This is a genomic window from Sphingomonas sp. 2378 (genome assembly GCF_038084995.1).
GTDB lineage: Bacteria > Pseudomonadota > Alphaproteobacteria > Sphingomonadales > Sphingomonadaceae > Sphingomonas.
In genome coordinates this window covers 19,356-36,462 of sequence record NZ_JAXCMJ010000006.1, presented here as the reverse complement: position 1 = coordinate 36,462, position 17,107 = coordinate 19,356, and the positions used below count along the sequence as shown (strand labels likewise).

Sequence of the window (17,107 nt, the reverse complement as noted above, 5' to 3'; positions counted from 1 at the left end):
CCGCCGAGGAATCTCCCTAACGTGCAGAATGAACGAGATGATCCCATGACCCCGCAACAGGCCGTGCCTGTCGGACCCCCGGCCGCAACCGGTGCGCCCGTGGCGCGCGACATCGCCGCGCTGGAGCCGTTGAAGACCGTGAAGCGGCGCTGGCCCGCCATCATCGGCGCGGTCCTGACCATCGCGATGGTGGTCGGATTGGGGCAGGAACTGCTCGGGCGCGGGCTGGTGGGGCTCAGCCATTCGGTGCCGACCAACCCGCTCTTCTATGTCGTATTCGTCGGCCTCTACATGGCGCTGCCGATCGGCGACTATATCATCTTCCGCCGTCTCTGGGGCATTCCGATCAGCGGCCTGGCCGCGCTGATCCGCAAGCGGATCGCCAACGAGGTCGCCTTCAGCTATTCGGGCGAGGCCTATTTCTACGCCTGGGCGCGGGCCCATGCGAAGATGGTCGCCGCCCCGTTCGGCGCGGTCAAGGATGTCGGCATCCTCTCGGCGATCGCGGGCAATGCGATCACCCTGTTGATGATCGGCCTGGCCCTGCCGGTCGGTCGCGAACTGCTGACGCCCGAGCAGTTGCGGCTGGTCTGGGGATCGATCGCGATCGTCATGGCGACCTCGCTGCCCTTCCTGATCTTCTCGCGGCGGGTCTTCTCGCTCGATCGCAAGACCCTGTGGTGGATCTTCACGGTTCACTGCGTGCGGCTGATCGCCAATTCGCTGCTGGTCGCGCTCGCCTGGCATTATGGGATGCCGAGCGTGTCGCTGGGCATGTGGCTGTTCCTGTCGGCGGCGCGGCTGCTCGTGTCCCGTCTGCCGCTCGTGCCCAACAAGGACCTTCTTTTCGCCAATTTCGCGATCCTGTTGATCGGGCAGGATCAGGAATTGAGCGAATTGATCGCGTTCACCGCGGCACTGACCCTGTTGGTCCATGTCGTGCTGATCGCGGGCTTTGGTCTGACGGCATTGGTTCGGAAGGTGCGCGCATGATTCGCGTGATGAAGATGATGGCGGTGGCGGCGATCGGGCTGGCGGCGATGCCGCAGGTGGCGAGCGCGCAGATCCTGGGTAGCGACGCGGCGGCCTGCACCAATGGCGGCCCCGCCATCCTGGCGCGGATCGAGGGGCTGAAGGATCGCAAGGGCAATCTGAAGCTCGAACTCTATCCCGCGAACGACGAGGATTTCCTGGCCGATGACAGCGTGCTGGAGCGGGCGGGCAAGACCTTTCGCCGGGTGTCGGTGCCGACCCCGGCCGGCGGCGGCGCGATCGCCCTGTGCATCCGCGTGCCGCGCCCCGGCCGCTATGCACTGCTCTTCACCCATGACCGCGACGGCAAGAACAAGTTCAACTTCTGGAGCGACGGGGCGGGCTTTCCGGCCAATACCAAGCTGGGTCGCCGCAAGCCGCCGCTCGCCTCCGCGCTGATCGACGTGCCCAACGGTGTGGCGGCGACCACCATTCGCGCGCAATATCTGCGCGGGCTGGGTGGTTTCGGCCCGGTAGAGTAAGGGGAAGACGATGCGTATCGTCGACGTCAACGAATTCTACTCGCCCACCGGCGGAGGCGTGCGGACCTATATCGACCGCAAGATGGCGATCCTGGCCGAGATGGGCCATGAACTGATCGTCCTCGCCCCCGGCACCGAGGATGTGGTCGAGGAGCGTCCGGGCGGCGGCAAGATCATCTATATCAAGGCCCCGCGCCTGATCCTGGACACCAATTACGGGATGTTCTGGGACGGCGCGCCCGTCTGCCGCCTGCTCGACGAACTGGACCCCGATATCGTCGAGGTGTCTTCGCCCGCCAAACCCGCCTGGTTCGTCGCCAGTTGGCAGGGGCGCGCGAAGAAGGTCTTCTTCATGCACAACGACAATGTCGGCACCTATCCGGTTCGCTGGCTGGACGGCATCGTCGCGCAGGAGCGGGTGGAGGACTGGTTTAGCTGGTACAGCCGCTACATGAACCGCTTCCTCGACCATTATGACCTGGTGCTGTCCAACGGCCCGGCGCTGGTCAAGCGGCTGGGCAAGCGCGGGGTGCGGGTGGACGAGGGCATTCCGCTGGGCATCGAGCGGCATTTCTTCTCGCCCGATCACCGCGACGACCGTTTGCGTGCGGCGTTGCTGGCCCAGTGCGCGCTGCCCGAAGACGCCCATCTGCTGCTCGGCCTGGGGCGGCATCACCCCGAAAAGCGCTGGCCGATGGTCATCGACGCGGTCGAGCGGGTGGCGTCGAGCCGCCCGGTCGGCCTGATCCTGATCGGCGGCGGCGTCGCCAGCCGGACGCTGGAGAAGCGCATCGCGGGCAGCCCCCATATCCGGCTGTTCCGCCCGGTCTATGATCGCCCGCGCCTCGCCCGGATCATGGCGAGTTGCGACGCGCTGGTCCATGGCTGCGAGACCGAGACGTTCGGACTGGTCGCGTCCGAGGCTTTGGCCTCGGGCCTGCCGCTGGTGGTGCCCGATTATGGCGGATGCGCCGAGGTGGCCAATCCGCTGTTCGCCGAGACTTTCCGCGCACGCGACGGGGCGGCCTGTGCCGAGGCGATCGAACGACTCCTGTCACGTGATCCGCGTGTCCTGCGCAACGCGGCGAGAGTCGCGGCGGGCAAGGTGTTCAGCGACCGCGACCATGCCGAGGCGCTGATCGCGCGCTATCAGCGGCTGCTCGATGGAGAAGCGGGCGAGCGGGTGGCCGCCTGAGCCCCCACCTCCGTTCAGCCTGAGCGAAGTCGAAGGCCACGGGAATCCCTATCGGCGAGCGCATGGCGTGCGCTTCGACTTCGCTCAGCGCGAACGGATGTGGGGGTCAGGCCGCCAAAAGGTCTGCATAGCGCGACGGTGTGTGGGTCTTGGCCAGTCGCGAATAGGTCTTGTCGATGCAGAAGCGGGCGGCCGCCTGATCTCCCACCTCCGTTCGGCCTGAGCAAAGTCGAAGGCCACGGGAATCTGCACCGCCAAGCGCATGGCGTGCGCTTCGACTTCGCTCAGCGCGAACGGATATAGGGGTTAGGCCGCCAAAAGGTCCGCATAGCGCGAGGGCGTGTGCGTGCGCGCCAGCCGCGAATAGGTCTTGTCGATACTGTCGAGCAACGCGGGCACGCCATTGTCTCCCGGATGCACCGCGACTCGCGCGACCGGCGTCGGGCGCAGACCGTGGCGCAGCACGGCAGCGGCGGCGAGCGAACTCAGCTGCCGCCCGCGCGAACGGCTCGCCCAGGTGACGACGGGGCCGCGCGCGACGATCTTTCCGTCCATGGGCGTCCAGACCCGGAAATGATCCTCCGCCAGCCCGAACCCCGCATCGCCCAGCGCCAACCGGGCTTCGTCCGAATAGAGCCAGGCGGGTGCGATGAAGCCGGTGGCGCGGCGGCCGATGATATCCTCGATCAATGCGGTGCCGCGCCGCATCCGGCGCAGGGCTTCCGCGCGGTCCAGGCCGACGAACTCACCTTCGCCCGCGGTCATGTGCTTCGCCTTCAGCGCGGTCTTCTGGTCGGTATGGACCATGTCGTCCTTGTGCGACCAGCCATGGACGAACATCTCGATCCCCATGTCCGCCCAGTTGCGCAGCCGCGTGGCGAAGGGCGTACCCGGCGCGATGGGGGCGCTGTTCCAATGATCGGGGATGACCAGCATGGCGAGGCGCGGGCCCCCCAGATGCCCCGACAGCCGGTCGAACAGCGCATCGACCGCTCCCTCGAACCGGGGGGACACGTCATGGATCGAGGCGAGAAGGCGTTTCATCGTGTGGATTTATAGACGCGGATCATCTCATTGCCCATCGGCAGTTTCGCGGTCAGCCGGTATCCATCCTCCATCGCCGTCAGCACGCGGGCATGGGCGGCGGACCGCTCGCCATTATAGGGCGGGCGCATCACGACCACGCCGGGCCGCTGGGCGAGAATGCGGGCGATCTCGGCATCCTGGTCGACGCCGGTGGCCCCGGCTTCGCGCGCACGGCTGAGATGCGCGGGCACGATGTAGCGCGACAGGGTGCAGCGCCGGGTTGCGACATAGAGCATGGTGCTCCCCGAATAGACATAGAGGCAGCCCGGCCCCTTGCCGACCGCTTGCGACAGAGCGGCGAACTGAAACCCTTCGCCGCGCTCGTGACGCAGCGATAGCAGCACGATCTGCCCCGCCAGCGCCACGGTCAGCAGCAGGGCAGGGCTATGGCGCCGCCGCCATTCCTCACGCCCCAGCATCGCGGCGGCGGCGGTACAGGCGGGGAGCAGGATCGGCAGGCCATAATGGTCGAACCACGGCCGGAACAGCAGCACGCCGATGATCGCCGCGCCCAGCCAGACGGCGAGGAAGGTCCGCTCGCTGTCCTCCCGCCACGTCCGCTTCAACCCCAGCACCGCCAGCGTGACGATGGGCGAGAGGATCAGCGCCATCTGCCCCAGATTGCCCGCCAGTTCGGGCAAAGGATCGGGGTTGCGATGGAAGATCGACAGGAAATTGGCGTAGAAAAACGCATCCCACTGCCCGATCGCGGCATAGAGTCCCGCCGCCGCCAGGGTCGGGGCCAGCGCGATGACGATAAGCGCCATGCCATAGGGAATCAGGGCCAGCGGCGATCGGCTCCGCCGCCACTCGGCACCGAGCAGCCAGAGGCCGAACACCATCCCCTCGAACACCGCCGAATATTTGATCTGGAGGACGACACCGACCAGCGCCATCGCACCAAGCCCGAGCATCCGCGAACCCCGTGCGTCCGATTCGAGGATCAGCCACGCCGCCCCGATCATCGGCAGATTGTAGAAGACCGGCGCTTGGCCCCCCTGTCCGCCAAGGACGTCGAGCCACAGGATATAGGCGATCCCCGCCGCCGTCGCGCCCGCGCCCCAGCCCAGCCGATCGGCCATTCGCGCGATCAGCCAGCCGGTCGCGACCACGCTCGCCAGCGCCATCGCCTGATAGGCCCAGATCCCCGCCGGAAAGCCGAACGCGGCGGGCAGGGCGTAGAGCAGGAACAGCCCGATCGGCTTGCGGTCCCACACATCGACGAACGGCCATGCGCCCTGCCACATCGAATGGCCGGTGAAGAAATAGAATTCCTCATCCACATGCACCACCGGATTGCCGAAGGTTGCCACGCGGGCGAGCAGCGCGACGGCGATCAGGATCAGCAGGCGGTGGGTGGCAGAGGCGGCGGGGCGTATCGCCGATGGTTTTGAATGTGAGGACATAAGGATGATCCGAACAAGCCCCTCCCCTTCAGGGGAGGGGGTGGGGTGGGGCTTTTCCACGGGCGCCGGGTTTGCGGAAGCGCCCCACTCCCGCCCCCTCCCCCGAAGGGGAGGGGAGAATGAGGGACGTCAGCGAGTCGCCGTCACGAAATAATCTAGCGCGGTCGAGTCGCTGACCGTGAACCCCCTGGTCGGGGAGAAGCTGAGCCCCCGCACGTCGCGCACCGTCAGCCCCGCGTCGGTCAGCAGCGCGGTCAGTTCCTCGGGCGTCAGGAATTTCGACCAGTCATGCGTGCCCTTGGGGATCGTGCCCGTCCCCTCCGCCAGCGTAATCAGCGCCAGCTTCGACAACGGCGTCCGGTTGGGCGTCGACAGGATCATCAGCCCACCCGGCGCCAGCGCATCGGCCAGCCCGCGCACGAATCGCGCCGGATCCGCGACATGCTCGATCACCTCCAGCGAGGTGACGAGGTCGAACGTCTCGCCCGCCAGCCCCTCGACGCTGCCCGCGCGATAGTGGATCTGCAGGCCCGATTGCGCGGCATGGGCGGCGGCGACCGCGACATTCTCCGGCGCGGCGTCCAGCCCCGTCACCTCGGCCCCGAGCCGGGCGAGCGGCTCGCACAACAGCCCCGCGCCGCAACCCACATCGAGCGCGCGCTTGCCCGCCAGCGGCGTGAATCCCTGTCCATCGGCATCCCAATGCAGGTCGATCTGCTCGCGAATATAGCGCAGCCGGGGCGGGTTGAGCCGATGGAGCATCGCGCTCGATCCCTTGGGGTCCCACCATTGGGCGGCCATCTTTCCGAAATGTGCGGCTTCGGCCCCGATAATGGTAGAATCGTTCAAATGGCTTGCGTTCGTCATGGGGGCTACCTATCAGGACCGCCGTTTTACCCCAAGGAGATTGGCAAAAACCGCATGGCCCGTATCGTGATGAAGTTCGGCGGCACCTCGATGGCCGGAATCGAGCGCATCCGCAACGTGGCGGCGCGGGTCAAACGCGAGGTGGAGGCGGGCCATGAGGTCGCGGTCGTCGTCTCCGCGATGGCGGGCGAGACCGACCGGCTGGTCGGTTTCTGCCGCGAGGCCTCGTCGCTTTACGATCCCCAGGAATATGACGTCGTCGTCTCGGCGGGCGAACAGATCACCAGCGGGCTGCTGGCGATCACGCTCCAGGCGATGGGCGTACCCGCGCGGTCCTGGCTGGGCTGGCAATTGCCGATCCACACCGACACCGCCTTTGCGAAGGCACGGATCGGCGAGATCGACACGACCGCGCTCGACCAGAGCCTGGCCAGCGGCGTGGTCGCGGTGATCCCGGGCTTCCAGGGCGTGGCTGAGGGCAACCGGGTCACGACGCTGGGGCGCGGCGGATCGGACACCAGCGCGGTCGCGGTCGCGGCGGCGATGAAGGCGGAGCGGTGCGACATCTATACCGATGTCGACGGCGTCTATACGACCGACCCGCGCATCGTGCCCCGCGCGCGGAAACTGTCGAAGGTCACCTATGAAGAGATGCTGGAACTCGCCAGCGTCGGCGCCAAGGTGCTCCAGACCCGCTCGGTGGGTCTGGCGATGAAGGAACAGGTGCGGGTGCGAGTGCTCAGCTCGTTCGACGACGCACGGGACGAAGACGGACATCGCGGCACGTTGATCGTGGGCGAAGAGGAAATCGACGATATGGAACGCCAGCTCATCACCGGCATCGCGCATGACAAGAACGAAGCCAAGATCACCCTGACCGCCGTGCCGGACCGCCCCGGCGCGGTCGGATCGATCTTCGCGCCGCTGGCCGATGCGGGGATCAATGTGGACATGATCGTCCAGAATATCGCGCATTCGACCGGCTCGACCGACGTGACCTTCACGGTGCCGTCCGCCGACCTGGCGCGGAGTCTGGACGTGCTGGAAAAGGCGAGCGGCGAGATCGGCTATGCCACGTTGGTCCATGACACGCGGGTCGCCAAGATTTCGGTCGTCGGCGTGGGCATGCGCAGCCATGCGGGCGTGGCGTCGACCATGTTCCAGACGCTGGGCGCGCGCGGGATCAACATCCTTGCGATCACCACCTCGGAGATCAAGGTCAGCGTGCTGATCGAAGAGGATTATACCGAGCTGGCGGTGCGGGTCCTGCACACAGCATACGGCCTAGACGCCGAGGTGGCGTAATCTGGTTGCTCCTCTCCGGCATCGGTTCGGGGAGGGGTTTGTTTTGTTCGCGCGAAGCCGCGAAGACGCGAAGCGTATTCAAAAGATTGGTTCGCGCAGAGGCGCAGAGAGCGCAGAGGTGGCGTGTCCGGCCACACGCTCTGCTCTTCTCGACGCTCGTTAAGAAAGTTATTGCGCTGCCGCGTGCGAAACCTCTCTGCGTCCTCTGCGCCTCTGCGCGAACCCCTTCTTCTTCGCGCCATCGCGGCTTCGCGTGAACCAAATCTTGCCGTCCGGCCCTCTCCACGGCATGGAGCGTCGATGACCGACACCCTCATCACCACCGGCGAACAGCGCCTGGCCACCCGCATGGCGCGCGGGGCCGAATTCCTCGGCGCCGACATGGCGATCATGGCGGGCGCCATGTCCTGGGTGTCGGAGCGCAACCTCGTCTCCGCCATGTCCAATGCGGGCGGCTTCGGCGTGATCGCGTGCGGCGCGATGACGCCGGACCTGCTCGACACCGAAATCGCCGCGACCAGGGCGATGACCAGCCGCCCCTTCGGCGTGAACCTGATCACCATGCACCCGCAATTGTTCGACCTGATCGCGGTGTGCGGCCGTCACCGGGTCGGCCATGTCGTGCTGGCGGGCGGCCTGCCCCCCAAGGGCGCGCTGGAGGCGATCAAGGAAACGGGGGCCAAGGTCATCTGCTTCGCGCCCGCCTTGTCCCTTGCCAAGAAGCTGATCCGCTCGGGCGTCGACGCGCTGGTGATCGAGGGCATGGAGGCGGGCGGCCATATCGGTCCCGTCTCGACCAGCGTGCTGGCGCAGGAGATGCTGCCCGAGATCGCGGAGCAAGTGCCGGTCTTCGTCGCGGGCGGCATCGGCCGGGGCGAGGCGATCGCCGCCTATCTCGACATGGGCGCTGCGGGGGTGCAGCTTGGCACCCGCTTCGTCTGCGCGACCGAATCCATCGCGCACCCGAACTTCAAGAAGGCGTTCATCCGCGCTTCGGCCCGCGACGCGGTGGCGAGCGTGCAGATCGACCCGCGCCTGCCGGTCATCCCGGTCCGCGCGCTCAAGAATGCGGGCGGCGAACTCTTCACCGCCAAGCAGCGCGAAGTCGCCCAGGCGCTGGACGAGGGCAAGGTCGCGATGATGGAGGCGCAACTCCAGATCGAGCATTATTGGGCGGGGGCGCTGCGTCGCGCGGTGATCGAGGGCGATGTCGAGCATGGCTCGGTGATGGCGGGCCAGTCGGTCGGCATGGTCACGAAGGAAGAGCCGATCGCCGATATCCTGGCGCAGTTGATGGCGGAGGCCGCCGCCGCGCTGGTCGCCCGCACCACCTGATCCTCCCCGGCACGGGGAGGTGGCAGGCCGAAGGCCTGACGGAGGGGGGCTGCCTTATAGCACGTTCTTTGCGGAAAGCCCCCTCCACCACCGCTTCGCGGCGGTCCCCCTCCCCGTGCCGGGGAGGATTTCGAACCCTCGGACATACGGCTCGTTTCATCGCACGGCTTACGACGTGTTAACCTCGATTCGGCATGACATGCGCCAACAGCCGGGGGGTGGGCTTAAAGGGATCAGGGTCATGGCGAGTTTGCGTATTCTATCGGGTGTGGCGATCGGCCTGTCGCTGGCGGGGTGCGCCGCGCGCGAAACCGCCAAGGTGGCCCCGCCGCCGGTGATGATCCCGGCGCCCCAGCCGCAATATGCCAAGGCACCCTTGCCGCCCGGCGCGACGCCGGGGATGCGGATTCCCGCGCTGCTGCCCGACGGCAGCTACGCCACGCCCAACCGCTCGCTGACGAGCGCGGCGACGATCTGGCACCTTCGCTCGGCGCTCAACGTCGCGGCGCTCGCCTGTCGCGGGCCGGATGAGGGGCAGATCGTCACCCGTTACAACACCATGCTGACGGTGCAGCGGATCACGCTGGCGGCGGCGGAAAAGCGCTATTCGGCGGAATATCAGTCGCAGGGCGGCGACTGGCGCGATCGCTATGACGACGCGATGACGCGGCTCTACAATTTCTTCTCCATCACCCCGGTGCGCAAGACCTTCTGCGCCGCCGCCGATCAGGTGCTGTCGGATGTGAGCAGCGGACCGGCCAACGGTTTCGAAACCGGCGCGGCGGCGCATCTGGAAAAGCTGAACGCCCCCTTCATCGCCTTCTTCCGCGCCTATGACGCCTGGCGCGCGGGAACGATGGTCCCGGTCGAGCAGGCCGCCTCGCCACTGAGCATGGCCGCCAGCGCCAATCCGCCCGTCGCGCCGCGCTCGGCGAGCCAGCCGGTCCTGTCCAGCCAGCCGGTGCCCGCCGCCAAGCCCTATGCCCCGCCGGTCATCAATCCGCCCAGGCTGACGGTCAATCCGGCGGCCATTCAGTAAGCGGGCTCACCCCTCGATCCAGAACAGCGATTCGACCGATCGGCCCAAGGCCCGCGCCAGTTTGAGCGCGAGCAGGGTCGAGGGTTGGAAGACGCCGTTCTCGACGGTGTTGATCGTCTTGCGACTGACCCCGATCGCTTCGGCGAGGCCGCCCTGGGTAAGCCCCGCCGCCTCGCGCGCGGCCTTCAGATCGTTGGCGAGTGTCTCGTTCATCGACTGGCGCGCAGTTCCAGCGTGGCGAAGCAGATCAGCGCGGCCATGAGGCCAGCGGTGATGGTGATTCGGCCTAGTGCCGCAGCGCCTAGGGGGTGGAAGGTCGAAACCGACATGGTCGCCGCCGCCGAAAGGATCATCGCCCAAAAGCCCGCGGCGAAACTGGATCGCCGATGATCCCTGGTCGTTTCGTCATTCATGAGATGGGATACCGGCCCACACCGACTCCAGCGGAACGGAAGACTGGTGAGATTCAAGGCCGCCAGCCCAATCATGGCGAACCAAGGCAGGAGTCGGGTGCGAGATTCGCTTGGAGTGGCCACGGCTAGGACCGTTGCCAGCAGCAATGTGACAGCCAGCAGATAGAAAATGATGGCCCGCACCTGACTGGGTTGTTCCGCCTTTTCCACTAGATTCATCACGACCTCCTGTAACCTACAGGTATCATGTAACCTGTAGGTAACAACCTCGCAATTGCCTTCCTTCCCCCGGAAGGATGAGTTAACGAGCCGTCACCATGACGGTGACGGGAGACCACCAGCCGATCGGCGGCCGCTTCGAGGGGAACGAGCATCGTTTTCCGGTGCGCGTCTATTTCGAGGATACCGACCTGTCGGGCGTGGTCTATCACGCCAATTATCTCCGTTATATGGAGCGCGCCCGCTCCGACATGCTGCGGCTCGCCGGGATCGACCAGCGCGCGGCGCATGAGGCGGGCCAGGGTGCCTATGCCGTCACCGACATCGCCATCCGCTATGCCGCCTCCGCGCGGCTCGACGACGATCTGGTCGTCGTGTCGAAACTGATCGAGGTCAGTGCGGTGCGCGTCGTCATTCATCAGACAGTCAGGTGCGGCACGGTCAAGCTGACCGACGCCAGGGTTACCGTTGCCTGGGTCGGCTCGAACGGCCGCCCACGACGCCAGCCCGCCGACTGGATCGCCATCTACCAACGCCTTGTCTGGCAGGGGGACACCGAACGCCCATGAATCCCGTCTTCAACATGGATGCCGCCACATTGTCGCCCGTCGCCCTGTTCCTCCAGGCCGATTGGGTGGTGAAGTTCGTGATGATCGGGCTGCTGCTCGCCAGCATCTGGACCTGGACGATCATCGTCGCCTTCTCGCGCAAGCTGGCGCGGACCAAGAAGGGCATGACCCGGTTCGAGCGCGATTTCTGGAAGGCCGAGGATATCGACGCCTTTCACCGCATGGAGCAGGACAATGAGCTGCCCTCCGCGCGGGTCTTTTCGGCGGGTGTGCAGGAATGGCGCCGCTCGACCGCGGGCGGGCATATCGACCGTGACGGCACGCGCGAGCGGCTGGCCACCGCGATGGGATCGGCGGTCGCGGGTGAGATCGACAAGCTGTCGGACCGGCTGAACGTGCTGGCGACGGTCGGCTCGGTCGCGCCGTTCGTCGGGCTGTTCGGCACCGTCTGGGGCATCATGCGCAGCTTCACCGGCATCGCCCAGGCGCAGAATTCGTCGCTGGCGGTGGTCGCGCCGGGTATCGCGGAGGCGCTGTTTGCGACCGCCATCGGCCTGTTCGCCGCCATCCCGGCGGTGATCGCGTACAACCGGTTCAGCCACGGCGTGAACCGGGTGGAGGCGTCGCTGAACCGCTTCGCCGACGGCTTCCACACCACGCTCAGCCGCCAGCTCGACCAGGCGCGTTGAAAGGCTAGGGGCGATGGCGATGAACCTTCCCTCCCGATCCGGTCGGGGCCGCCGCGCGCCGATGGCGGAGATCAACGTTACGCCGCTAGTCGACGTGATGCTGGTGCTGCTCATCATCTTCATGGTGACCGCGCCGCTGCTGACCACGGGCGTACCGGTGAACCTGCCCGACAGCCGCGCCAAGGCGTTGGAGCAGGAACAGAAGCCCGAACAGATTTCGATCGACGAACAGGGGCGGATGTTCCTGAACGAGGATGAGATCAGCGAAGCCGACCTGCCCGCCCGGCTGGACGCGATCGCGGCGCGAAAAGACCCCGATGGACAGGTGCCGCAGGTCTATCTGCGCGCCGACCGGGCGCTGGATTATGGCCGGGTGATGCGGGTGATGGGCGAACTGAACCGCGCCGGGCTGAACCGCGTGTCGCTGGTCACGGTCGAGGGCGGCGCTGGCGAGGGGGCGGGTCCCCGCTGATGGAGCGTGGTGAGCGGATCGGACTGGCCGTCGCGGTCGCAGGACATATCGTCCTGTTCGGCCTGTTGTCGGTCGGCTTTCTGGCGACGCCGAACCCCGAAAAGCTGAAGGTCACGCCGATCGACATCTCGCTGGTCAAGGATGTCGGGCTGGAGGCCGAATCGCCCACGCCTAACCAGCAGCCTGCCCAGTCGATCGCCCCGGAAGAGGGCGCGCCCGAGGACGCCGCCCCGCCCGAACCGGTCCCTGAACCGATCAGGGCCGAGCCCGAACCCCAGCCCGCGCCGCCGCCTCCGGCTCCCCAGCCGAAGCCCCAGCCCAAACCACAGCCGCAGCCGAAACCCGAACCGGCCCAGCCCCAGCCGCGCCCCGAGCCCAAGCCGCAACCGCAGCCCAAACCGGCGCAAAAGCCCCAACCGAAACCACAGCCCAAACCACAACCGAAACCCGCGCCCGCCAAGCCCGCCCCGGCGGCGAAGCCCGCGCCCGCGGCCAGGCCCAGCCAGTCCGCGGCCAAGCCGGCGGCGACCAGGCCCGCAACGCCCGCGCGCGGCAGCGGCAACAGCGCGACGGCGACCGCCGCCAAACCGCGCGGATCGCGGCTCGGCGACAATTTCCTGAAGGGCCTCTCGCCCGATCCGTCGCCATCCAAATCGACCGCCGCCCCCGCCACCAAGATCGGCGCGCAGCAACTGGCGAATATCGCCTCGGCGATCCTGCGGCAGGTGCAGCCCTGCGCCAACCGGCAGGTCACGCCGGGGCCGGGCGCGGAGCGGATTCGGGTGACGATGAACCTGCGGCTCAACCGCGACGGCAGCCTGGCGGGCGAACCGCGCGTGATGGGGCATAGCGGGGTCGATGGCGAGAATGAGCGCTATGTCGACCGGGTCGATGCGCTGGCGATCGCCACCTTCAAGGGCTGCTCGCCGTTGCGCGGGCTGCCGGCGGAACTTTATGACGTGCCGGGCGGCTGGAGCAACTTCACGCTGCGCTACAAACTACCGGGTTGAGGATGATGCTAATGCCCCGTTCCCTGCTGACTCTTCCACTCACGCTGGCGCTCGCCGCCAGTGCCGTCGGCGCGCAGGACGTGCCCGCGCCCGCCCCGCAGCCGCAACAGCCCGTCCCGGCGGGACAGCAGCCGGGGCTCGCCCCCGCCAATGGGCAGGAAGGGCTGGTCGTCGATGTCGAGGGCGGTATCTCCGCCCCCATGCCGATCGCGATCCCCGCCATGCCGACCAGCGCGGTGGTGCAGACGGCGGCGGGCACCACCGATGTCGTCGGCCAGCAATTGTCGCAGATCATCGCCAACGACCTGCGCAATTCGGGACTGTTCACGCCCGTTCCGCCCGCGCAGCTTCGCACGGTATCCTTCCCGGAAGTGACCGCACCCGCCTTCGACTATTGGAACGGCACCGGCGCGCAGGCGCTGGTCCAGGGCTATGTCCGCGCCAATGGCGACGGGACGCTGACCGTGGGATGCTATCTGTACGACGTGCTCGCCCGCAGCGAACTGGCGCGGCAGGGCTTCGTGGTCTCGCCCGGCGACTGGCGGCGCGCGGCGCATAAGTGCGCCGACAGCATCTATACCAAGCTGACCGGCGAAGGCCCCTATTTCGACAGCCGCATCACCTATGTCTCGGAGACCGGCCCCAAGGGGCGGCGGATCAAGCGGCTGGCGATCATGGACCAGGACGGCGCGAACCACCGCTTCCTGACCAACGGCCAGTCGATCGTGCTGACCCCGCGCTTCGCGCCCAATCAGCAGTCGATCGTCTATATGTCCTATGTCGACAAGCGGCCCGCCATCTATGTCTATGACATCGGATCGGGGCGACAGCGTCTGGTGGTGCAGAATGCCGCGACGACCTTCGCGCCGCGCTTCTCGCCCGATGGCCGGTGGATCCTGTTCTCGATGGCGCAGGCCGGGAATACCGATATCTACCGCGTCTCCGCGCAAGGCGGCACGCCGCAGCGGCTGACCAACGCGCCGGGTATCGACACGGGCGGCAGCTATTCGCCCGATGGCTCGAAGATCGTCTTCGAGAGTGACCGCTCGGGCGGGCAGCAAATCTATGTGATGAACGCCGATGGCTCGAACCAGCAGCGGATCAGCTTTGGCGGCGGGCGCTATGCGACCCCGGTCTGGAGCCCGCGCGGCGACCTGATCGCCTTCACCAAGCTGGGCGGGGCGTTCCGCATCGGTATCATGAGCCCGTCGGGCGGCGGCGAAAAGCTGCTGACCAATAGCTGGCAGGACGAGGGGCCGAGCTGGTCCCCCAATGGCCGGGTCATCACCTTCCAGCGTTCGACCCAGGGGTCTTCGGGCAAGGCGGATGTATGGATGGTCGACCTGACCGGCGTCAACGAACGGCGGATTCCGACCCCGCTCGACGGATCGGATCCGGCCTGGGGGCCGTTGCGACCGTAAGCGTTTACGGGCATGAGTTTCGGGGGCGAAACGAACCAAAAGGGAGTGATAGTCCAGTGACCAAGATCAAGACCACGTTCGTCGTCGCCACCATGGCGCTCGCGATCGCCGGCTGCGCCAAGAAGCGGCCCGAAGTGCTGCCGCCCGCGCCGGTGGATCAGAATGCGCCGGTGGACCCCAATGCGGGCGCGAACACCAATCCGGACGGCGCGATCGTGCCCGGCTCGGATGCCGATTTCCGCCGCTCGGTGACGTCGAACACCGTGCATTTCGGGCTCGACCAATATGACATCGATCCCGAGGCGCGCGCGATCCTGGACAGCCAGGCCGCCTGGTTGCAGCGTTATCCCAATGTCCGCATCACGATCGAAGGGCATTGCGACGAGCGCGGCACCCGCGAATATAATCTCGCGCTGGGCGACCGCCGCGCCAACGCCGCCAAGAACTATCTGGCGGCGCGCGGTGTCTCGCCCGACCGGATGAACGTCATCAGCTATGGCAAGGAACGCCCGATCGCGCTGGGTTCGGACGATGCCAGCTACGCCCAAAACCGCCGCGCGGTGACGATCGTCCTGAGCTGATTTGCTTCATTCCTCCCCATCTCTGATGGGGAGGGGGACCATGTCCGAAGGACATGGTGGAGGGGCGTCGCCCGTGAGGGCGATCGGATAGGGCAGGCCGGTCCGTCCTTGCCCCTCCACCACCGCTCCGCGGTGGTCCCCCTGCCCAAGCAAAGCTTGGGGAGGAATGCGTTAGCCCCGGAACGCGCTGTCCAACAGCCTCGCCAAGCGCAACCCGCCGCGCTTCACCTGTTCGCGCTCGAGCGGGGCCATGGCACGGATCGCTTCCTCGTTCATCGTCATGTGCGCAGGCGTCGGCTGGCACGGATCGCCGCCCATCGCGGCCGCATAGGCGCGCTTGGCGATGGCCCAGTTCTCCCGGCTCCAGTCCATCACATCACCCGCCGATTCGCGTCGCCGTTCGGCCGCCGGATAGGGGCGGACCAGCTTGGGCGGCGCGGAGATCGCCCGCTCGGCGAGCAGGCCGTCCCAGATCGAATGGAGGTTCAGCCGGGGCGTCGCATAGACGCCGTAATCGACATGGGTGTCGTTGCCGCCCTTGTCGCTCTTGTCCCCGGCATGAAGCGGCTGGTGCAGGTCGCCGACGAAGTGAACGAGGAAGGCCAGCGCCATCACCCGCTCCTTCGGCGCGGTGCGCTTGTCCTTCAGGATGGCGAGCTGGCGCGGAATCTGCGCCGACACGCAGTCGCCCGTGTCGCAGGCCGGGGGCAGGCGGAAGGGCTGGCAGATGTCGATATTCTGATAGTGCCAGACATAGGCATAGCCGAAGCGCGACTTGCCCTCCGCATCCTTCAGCGGCTTGACGCAATCCGGCCAGACGCTGGCCTCCTCGATCGTCCGCACGGGGCAGGGCGGCGTGTCGAGTTGACCTTGCGCTCGCAGGATCCGGCGGATCTCGGCGCGGGCGTGCGGCGTGATATTGGCCCAGGCGATGGCCGCGACGGTCTCATGCCCATATTCCCAATAGGCGGCGGCGGGGGAGGCCAGGGACAGGCTGGCGAACAGGCCCGCCAGCATCACGATCAGGATACGCAAGTGCTTCATGGGCGTGCCTTTTATCCTTCGTCGACGTAGATCGCCACCCGGTGTTCGCCCGCCGACGTCGCGCGGCCGCGATACATGCCTGCGGTGGTCATGCTCCAGGCGATGGTCCCGTCGGGCGCGGCGACGATGGTGCCGCCGGTCCCGCCCAGCGCCTTGACCTCGGCCAGCACGGTGTCCGCTGCCGCCTGAACGTCCTCACCCATGAAGCGGCGGCGCGCGGCGATCTCATGGCCGACGCCGACGCGGATGAAGACCTCGCCCGAACCCGTGCACGACACCGCGCAGGCCCGGTCGTCGGCATAGGTGCCCGCCCCGACCAGCGGCGAATCGCCGATCCGGCCCCAGCGCTTGCCCGTCACGCCCCCGGTCGAGGTGGCGGCGGCGACATGCCCCCGGGCATCACAGGCGACTGCGCCGACCGTGCCGTATTTCATGTCGCTGTCGAAGGCGTCGGCATGGCGGGAGAGGAGTTCGTCGAGCTGGCGGCGACGCTCCTCGGTGTGGAACCAGGCGGGATCGACCTGCTCCACGCCCTGTTCGATCGCGAAGCGGTCGGCGCCCGCCCCGGCGAGCAGGACATGGGGGCTGGCCTCCATCACCTTGCGGGCGAGCGATACGGGATTGCGGGTGCGGGTCACGCCCGCGACCGATCCGGCGCGCCGGTCGCGCCCGTCCATGATCGCGGCGTCGAGTTCGTTGGTCCCCTCCCGCGTGAAGCAGGCGCCGCGCCCGGCATTGAAGTGCGGATCGTCCTCCAGCACCCGCACCGCCGCCTCGACCGCGTCGAGCGCGGTGCCGCCGCTCGCCAGCACCGCCGACCCGGCCTTCAGCGCGGCATCGAGCCCGGCACGCGCGCCCGCATCCTGTTCGGGCGTCAGCACGTCACGGGTGATCCGGCCCGCGCCGCCATGGATGACCAGCGACCAGGAAGCGGACATGGCG

19 protein-coding genes are annotated in these 17,107 nt (G+C 67.3%); 12 read left to right on the top strand and 7 right to left on the bottom strand.

Annotated elements, in window-relative coordinates; all coding sequences use genetic code 11:
- Window positions 1-45: 45 nt before the first annotated feature.
- The 3 genes from SM191_RS04925 to SM191_RS04915 are packed head-to-tail and all read left to right on the top strand — an operon-like array spanning window position 46 to window position 2,709.
- The gene (locus tag SM191_RS04925) at window positions 46-993 is read left to right on the top strand and encodes a hypothetical protein (RefSeq protein ID WP_267434900.1); all 948 of its coding nucleotides are present in this window, start codon (window positions 46-48) and stop codon (window positions 991-993) included.
- Entirely contained in the window at window positions 990-1,514 is a 525-nt protein-coding gene (locus SM191_RS04920; RefSeq protein ID WP_341505224.1) for a DUF2141 domain-containing protein, read from the top strand. Before SM191_RS04925 ends, SM191_RS04920 begins: the two co-directional genes overlap by 4 nt.
- A 10-nt stretch (window positions 1,515-1,524) precedes the next feature.
- Window positions 1,525-2,709 (top strand): glycosyltransferase, encoded by a 1,185-nt coding sequence (locus SM191_RS04915; protein ID WP_341505223.1) that lies wholly within the window; start codon window positions 1,525-1,527, stop codon window positions 2,707-2,709.
- Between the two features lie 306 nt (window positions 2,710-3,015).
- Here SM191_RS04915 and SM191_RS04910 read toward each other — a convergent pair whose 3' ends face one another.
- The 3 genes from SM191_RS04910 to ubiG all read right to left on the bottom strand — a co-directional run bounded on the left by SM191_RS04910 (window position 3,016) and on the right by ubiG (window position 6,068).
- Window positions 3,016-3,753: a polysaccharide deacetylase family protein gene (locus tag SM191_RS04910; RefSeq protein WP_341505222.1), complete on the bottom strand. Its 738-nt coding sequence runs from the start codon at window positions 3,751-3,753 to the stop codon at window positions 3,016-3,018.
- Complete coding sequence (locus SM191_RS04905) at window positions 3,750-5,201, bottom strand: hypothetical protein (protein WP_341505221.1); 1,452 nt, start codon at window positions 5,199-5,201, stop codon at window positions 3,750-3,752. The genes SM191_RS04910 and SM191_RS04905 overlap by 4 nt, the downstream gene beginning before the upstream one ends.
- Before the next feature lie 129 nt (window positions 5,202-5,330).
- Entirely contained in the window at window positions 5,331-6,068 is a 738-nt protein-coding gene (ubiG, locus tag SM191_RS04900) for a bifunctional 2-polyprenyl-6-hydroxyphenol methylase/3-demethylubiquinol 3-O-methyltransferase UbiG (protein ID WP_341505220.1), read from the bottom strand.
- Between the two features lie 54 nt (window positions 6,069-6,122).
- Between ubiG and SM191_RS04895 the strand changes: the two genes are divergently transcribed.
- The 3 genes from SM191_RS04895 to SM191_RS04885 all read left to right on the top strand — a co-directional run bounded on the left by SM191_RS04895 (window position 6,123) and on the right by SM191_RS04885 (window position 9,747).
- Window positions 6,123-7,373: an aspartate kinase gene (locus SM191_RS04895; RefSeq protein WP_306996885.1), complete on the top strand. Its 1,251-nt coding sequence runs from the start codon at window positions 6,123-6,125 to the stop codon at window positions 7,371-7,373.
- A gap of 348 nt (window positions 7,374-7,721) precedes the next feature.
- The gene (locus SM191_RS04890) at window positions 7,722-8,708 is read left to right on the top strand and encodes an NAD(P)H-dependent flavin oxidoreductase (RefSeq protein ID WP_445949815.1); all 987 of its coding nucleotides are present in this window, start codon (window positions 7,722-7,724) and stop codon (window positions 8,706-8,708) included.
- A gap of 241 nt (window positions 8,709-8,949) precedes the next feature.
- Window positions 8,950-9,747, top strand: a complete 798-nt coding sequence (locus tag SM191_RS04885; protein ID WP_341505218.1) for a hypothetical protein — start codon at window positions 8,950-8,952, stop codon at window positions 9,745-9,747.
- Window positions 9,748-9,753: 6 nt separating this feature from the next.
- Here SM191_RS04885 and SM191_RS04880 read toward each other — a convergent pair whose 3' ends face one another.
- Both SM191_RS04880 and SM191_RS04875 read right to left on the bottom strand, forming a co-directional pair.
- The gene (locus tag SM191_RS04880; RefSeq protein ID WP_306996879.1) at window positions 9,754-9,960 is read right to left on the bottom strand and encodes a helix-turn-helix transcriptional regulator; all 207 of its coding nucleotides are present in this window, start codon (window positions 9,958-9,960) and stop codon (window positions 9,754-9,756) included.
- Window positions 9,957-10,379 carry a hypothetical protein gene (locus tag SM191_RS04875; protein WP_341505217.1) on the bottom strand — a complete coding sequence of 141 codons (423 nt, stop codon included), beginning with the start codon at window positions 10,377-10,379 and terminating at the stop codon, window positions 9,957-9,959. Before SM191_RS04875 ends, SM191_RS04880 begins: the two co-directional genes overlap by 4 nt.
- A gap of 98 nt (window positions 10,380-10,477) precedes the next feature.
- On the opposite strand from SM191_RS04875, the gene SM191_RS04870 reads away from it, so the two are divergent.
- From SM191_RS04870 to pal, 6 genes are read left to right on the top strand one after another with little or no spacing between them, the layout of a single operon-like run.
- On the top strand, window positions 10,478-10,948 hold the full coding sequence (locus SM191_RS04870; protein WP_341505216.1) for a YbgC/FadM family acyl-CoA thioesterase: 471 nt from the start codon (window positions 10,478-10,480) through the stop codon (window positions 10,946-10,948).
- Complete coding sequence (tolQ, locus tag SM191_RS04865; RefSeq protein WP_341505215.1) at window positions 10,945-11,637, top strand: protein TolQ; 693 nt, start codon at window positions 10,945-10,947, stop codon at window positions 11,635-11,637. Before SM191_RS04870 ends, tolQ begins: the two co-directional genes overlap by 4 nt.
- 13 nt (window positions 11,638-11,650) lie before the next feature.
- Window positions 11,651-12,109: a protein TolR gene (gene tolR / locus SM191_RS04860; RefSeq protein WP_341505214.1), complete on the top strand. Its 459-nt coding sequence runs from the start codon at window positions 11,651-11,653 to the stop codon at window positions 12,107-12,109.
- The gene (locus tag SM191_RS04855; protein WP_306996868.1) at window positions 12,109-13,119 is read left to right on the top strand and encodes a cell envelope biogenesis protein TolA; all 1,011 of its coding nucleotides are present in this window, start codon (window positions 12,109-12,111) and stop codon (window positions 13,117-13,119) included. The genes tolR and SM191_RS04855 overlap by 1 nt, the downstream gene beginning before the upstream one ends.
- Window positions 13,120-13,130: 11 nt before the next feature.
- Entirely contained in the window at window positions 13,131-14,540 is a 1,410-nt protein-coding gene (gene tolB, locus SM191_RS04850) for a Tol-Pal system beta propeller repeat protein TolB (RefSeq protein ID WP_306996867.1), read from the top strand.
- Window positions 14,541-14,596: 56 nt separating this feature from the next.
- Window positions 14,597-15,121 (top strand): peptidoglycan-associated lipoprotein Pal, encoded by a 525-nt coding sequence (pal, locus tag SM191_RS04845; RefSeq protein ID WP_267435995.1) that lies wholly within the window; start codon window positions 14,597-14,599, stop codon window positions 15,119-15,121.
- Window positions 15,122-15,292: 171 nt separating this feature from the next.
- On the opposite strand, the gene SM191_RS04840 is transcribed toward pal, so the two are convergent.
- Together SM191_RS04840 and SM191_RS04835 are read right to left on the bottom strand one after the other, a co-directional pair.
- The gene (locus SM191_RS04840; protein WP_341505213.1) at window positions 15,293-16,165 is read right to left on the bottom strand and encodes a S1/P1 nuclease; all 873 of its coding nucleotides are present in this window, start codon (window positions 16,163-16,165) and stop codon (window positions 15,293-15,295) included.
- 11 nt (window positions 16,166-16,176) lie between these two features.
- Window positions 16,177-17,103, bottom strand: coding sequence for an isoaspartyl peptidase/L-asparaginase family protein (locus tag SM191_RS04835; RefSeq protein WP_341505212.1), 927 nt, complete (start codon window positions 17,101-17,103; stop codon window positions 16,177-16,179).
- Window positions 17,104-17,107 lie beyond the last annotated feature (4 nt).

Bases quoted from the DNA above. Each gene is read 5' to 3' on its own strand.
- SM191_RS04885 (WP_341505218.1), top strand. From the start codon at position 8,950: ATGGCGAGTTTGCGTATTCTATCGGGTGTGGCGATCGGCCTGTCGCTG.
- SM191_RS04875 (WP_341505217.1), bottom strand. From the start codon at position 10,379: ATGAATCTAGTGGAAAAGGCGGAACAACCCAGTCAGGTGCGGGCCATC.
- SM191_RS04895 (WP_306996885.1), top strand. From the start codon at position 6,123: ATGGCCCGTATCGTGATGAAGTTCGGCGGCACCTCGATGGCCGGAATC.
- SM191_RS04855 (WP_306996868.1), top strand. From the start codon at position 12,109: ATGGAGCGTGGTGAGCGGATCGGACTGGCCGTCGCGGTCGCAGGACAT.
- SM191_RS04835 (WP_341505212.1), bottom strand. From the start codon at position 17,103: ATGTCCGCTTCCTGGTCGCTGGTCATCCATGGCGGCGCGGGCCGGATC.
- SM191_RS04910 (WP_341505222.1), bottom strand. From the start codon at position 3,753: ATGAAACGCCTTCTCGCCTCGATCCATGACGTGTCCCCCCGGTTCGAG.
- tolQ (WP_341505215.1), top strand. From the start codon at position 10,945: ATGAATCCCGTCTTCAACATGGATGCCGCCACATTGTCGCCCGTCGCC.
- SM191_RS04905 (WP_341505221.1), bottom strand. From the start codon at position 5,201: ATGTCCTCACATTCAAAACCATCGGCGATACGCCCCGCCGCCTCTGCC.
- SM191_RS04925 (WP_267434900.1), top strand. From the start codon at position 46: ATGACCCCGCAACAGGCCGTGCCTGTCGGACCCCCGGCCGCAACCGGT.
- SM191_RS04890 (WP_445949815.1), top strand. From the start codon at position 7,722: ATGGCGCGCGGGGCCGAATTCCTCGGCGCCGACATGGCGATCATGGCG.
- tolR (WP_341505214.1), top strand. From the start codon at position 11,651: ATGGCGATGAACCTTCCCTCCCGATCCGGTCGGGGCCGCCGCGCGCCG.
- SM191_RS04870 (WP_341505216.1), top strand. From the start codon at position 10,478: ATGACGGTGACGGGAGACCACCAGCCGATCGGCGGCCGCTTCGAGGGG.
- SM191_RS04920 (WP_341505224.1), top strand. From the start codon at position 990: ATGATTCGCGTGATGAAGATGATGGCGGTGGCGGCGATCGGGCTGGCG.
- SM191_RS04880 (WP_306996879.1), bottom strand. From the start codon at position 9,960: ATGAACGAGACACTCGCCAACGATCTGAAGGCCGCGCGCGAGGCGGCG.
- ubiG (WP_341505220.1), bottom strand. From the start codon at position 6,068: ATGACGAACGCAAGCCATTTGAACGATTCTACCATTATCGGGGCCGAA.
- SM191_RS04915 (WP_341505223.1), top strand. From the start codon at position 1,525: ATGCGTATCGTCGACGTCAACGAATTCTACTCGCCCACCGGCGGAGGC.
- tolB (WP_306996867.1), top strand. From the start codon at position 13,131: ATGCCCCGTTCCCTGCTGACTCTTCCACTCACGCTGGCGCTCGCCGCC.
- SM191_RS04840 (WP_341505213.1), bottom strand. From the start codon at position 16,165: ATGAAGCACTTGCGTATCCTGATCGTGATGCTGGCGGGCCTGTTCGCC.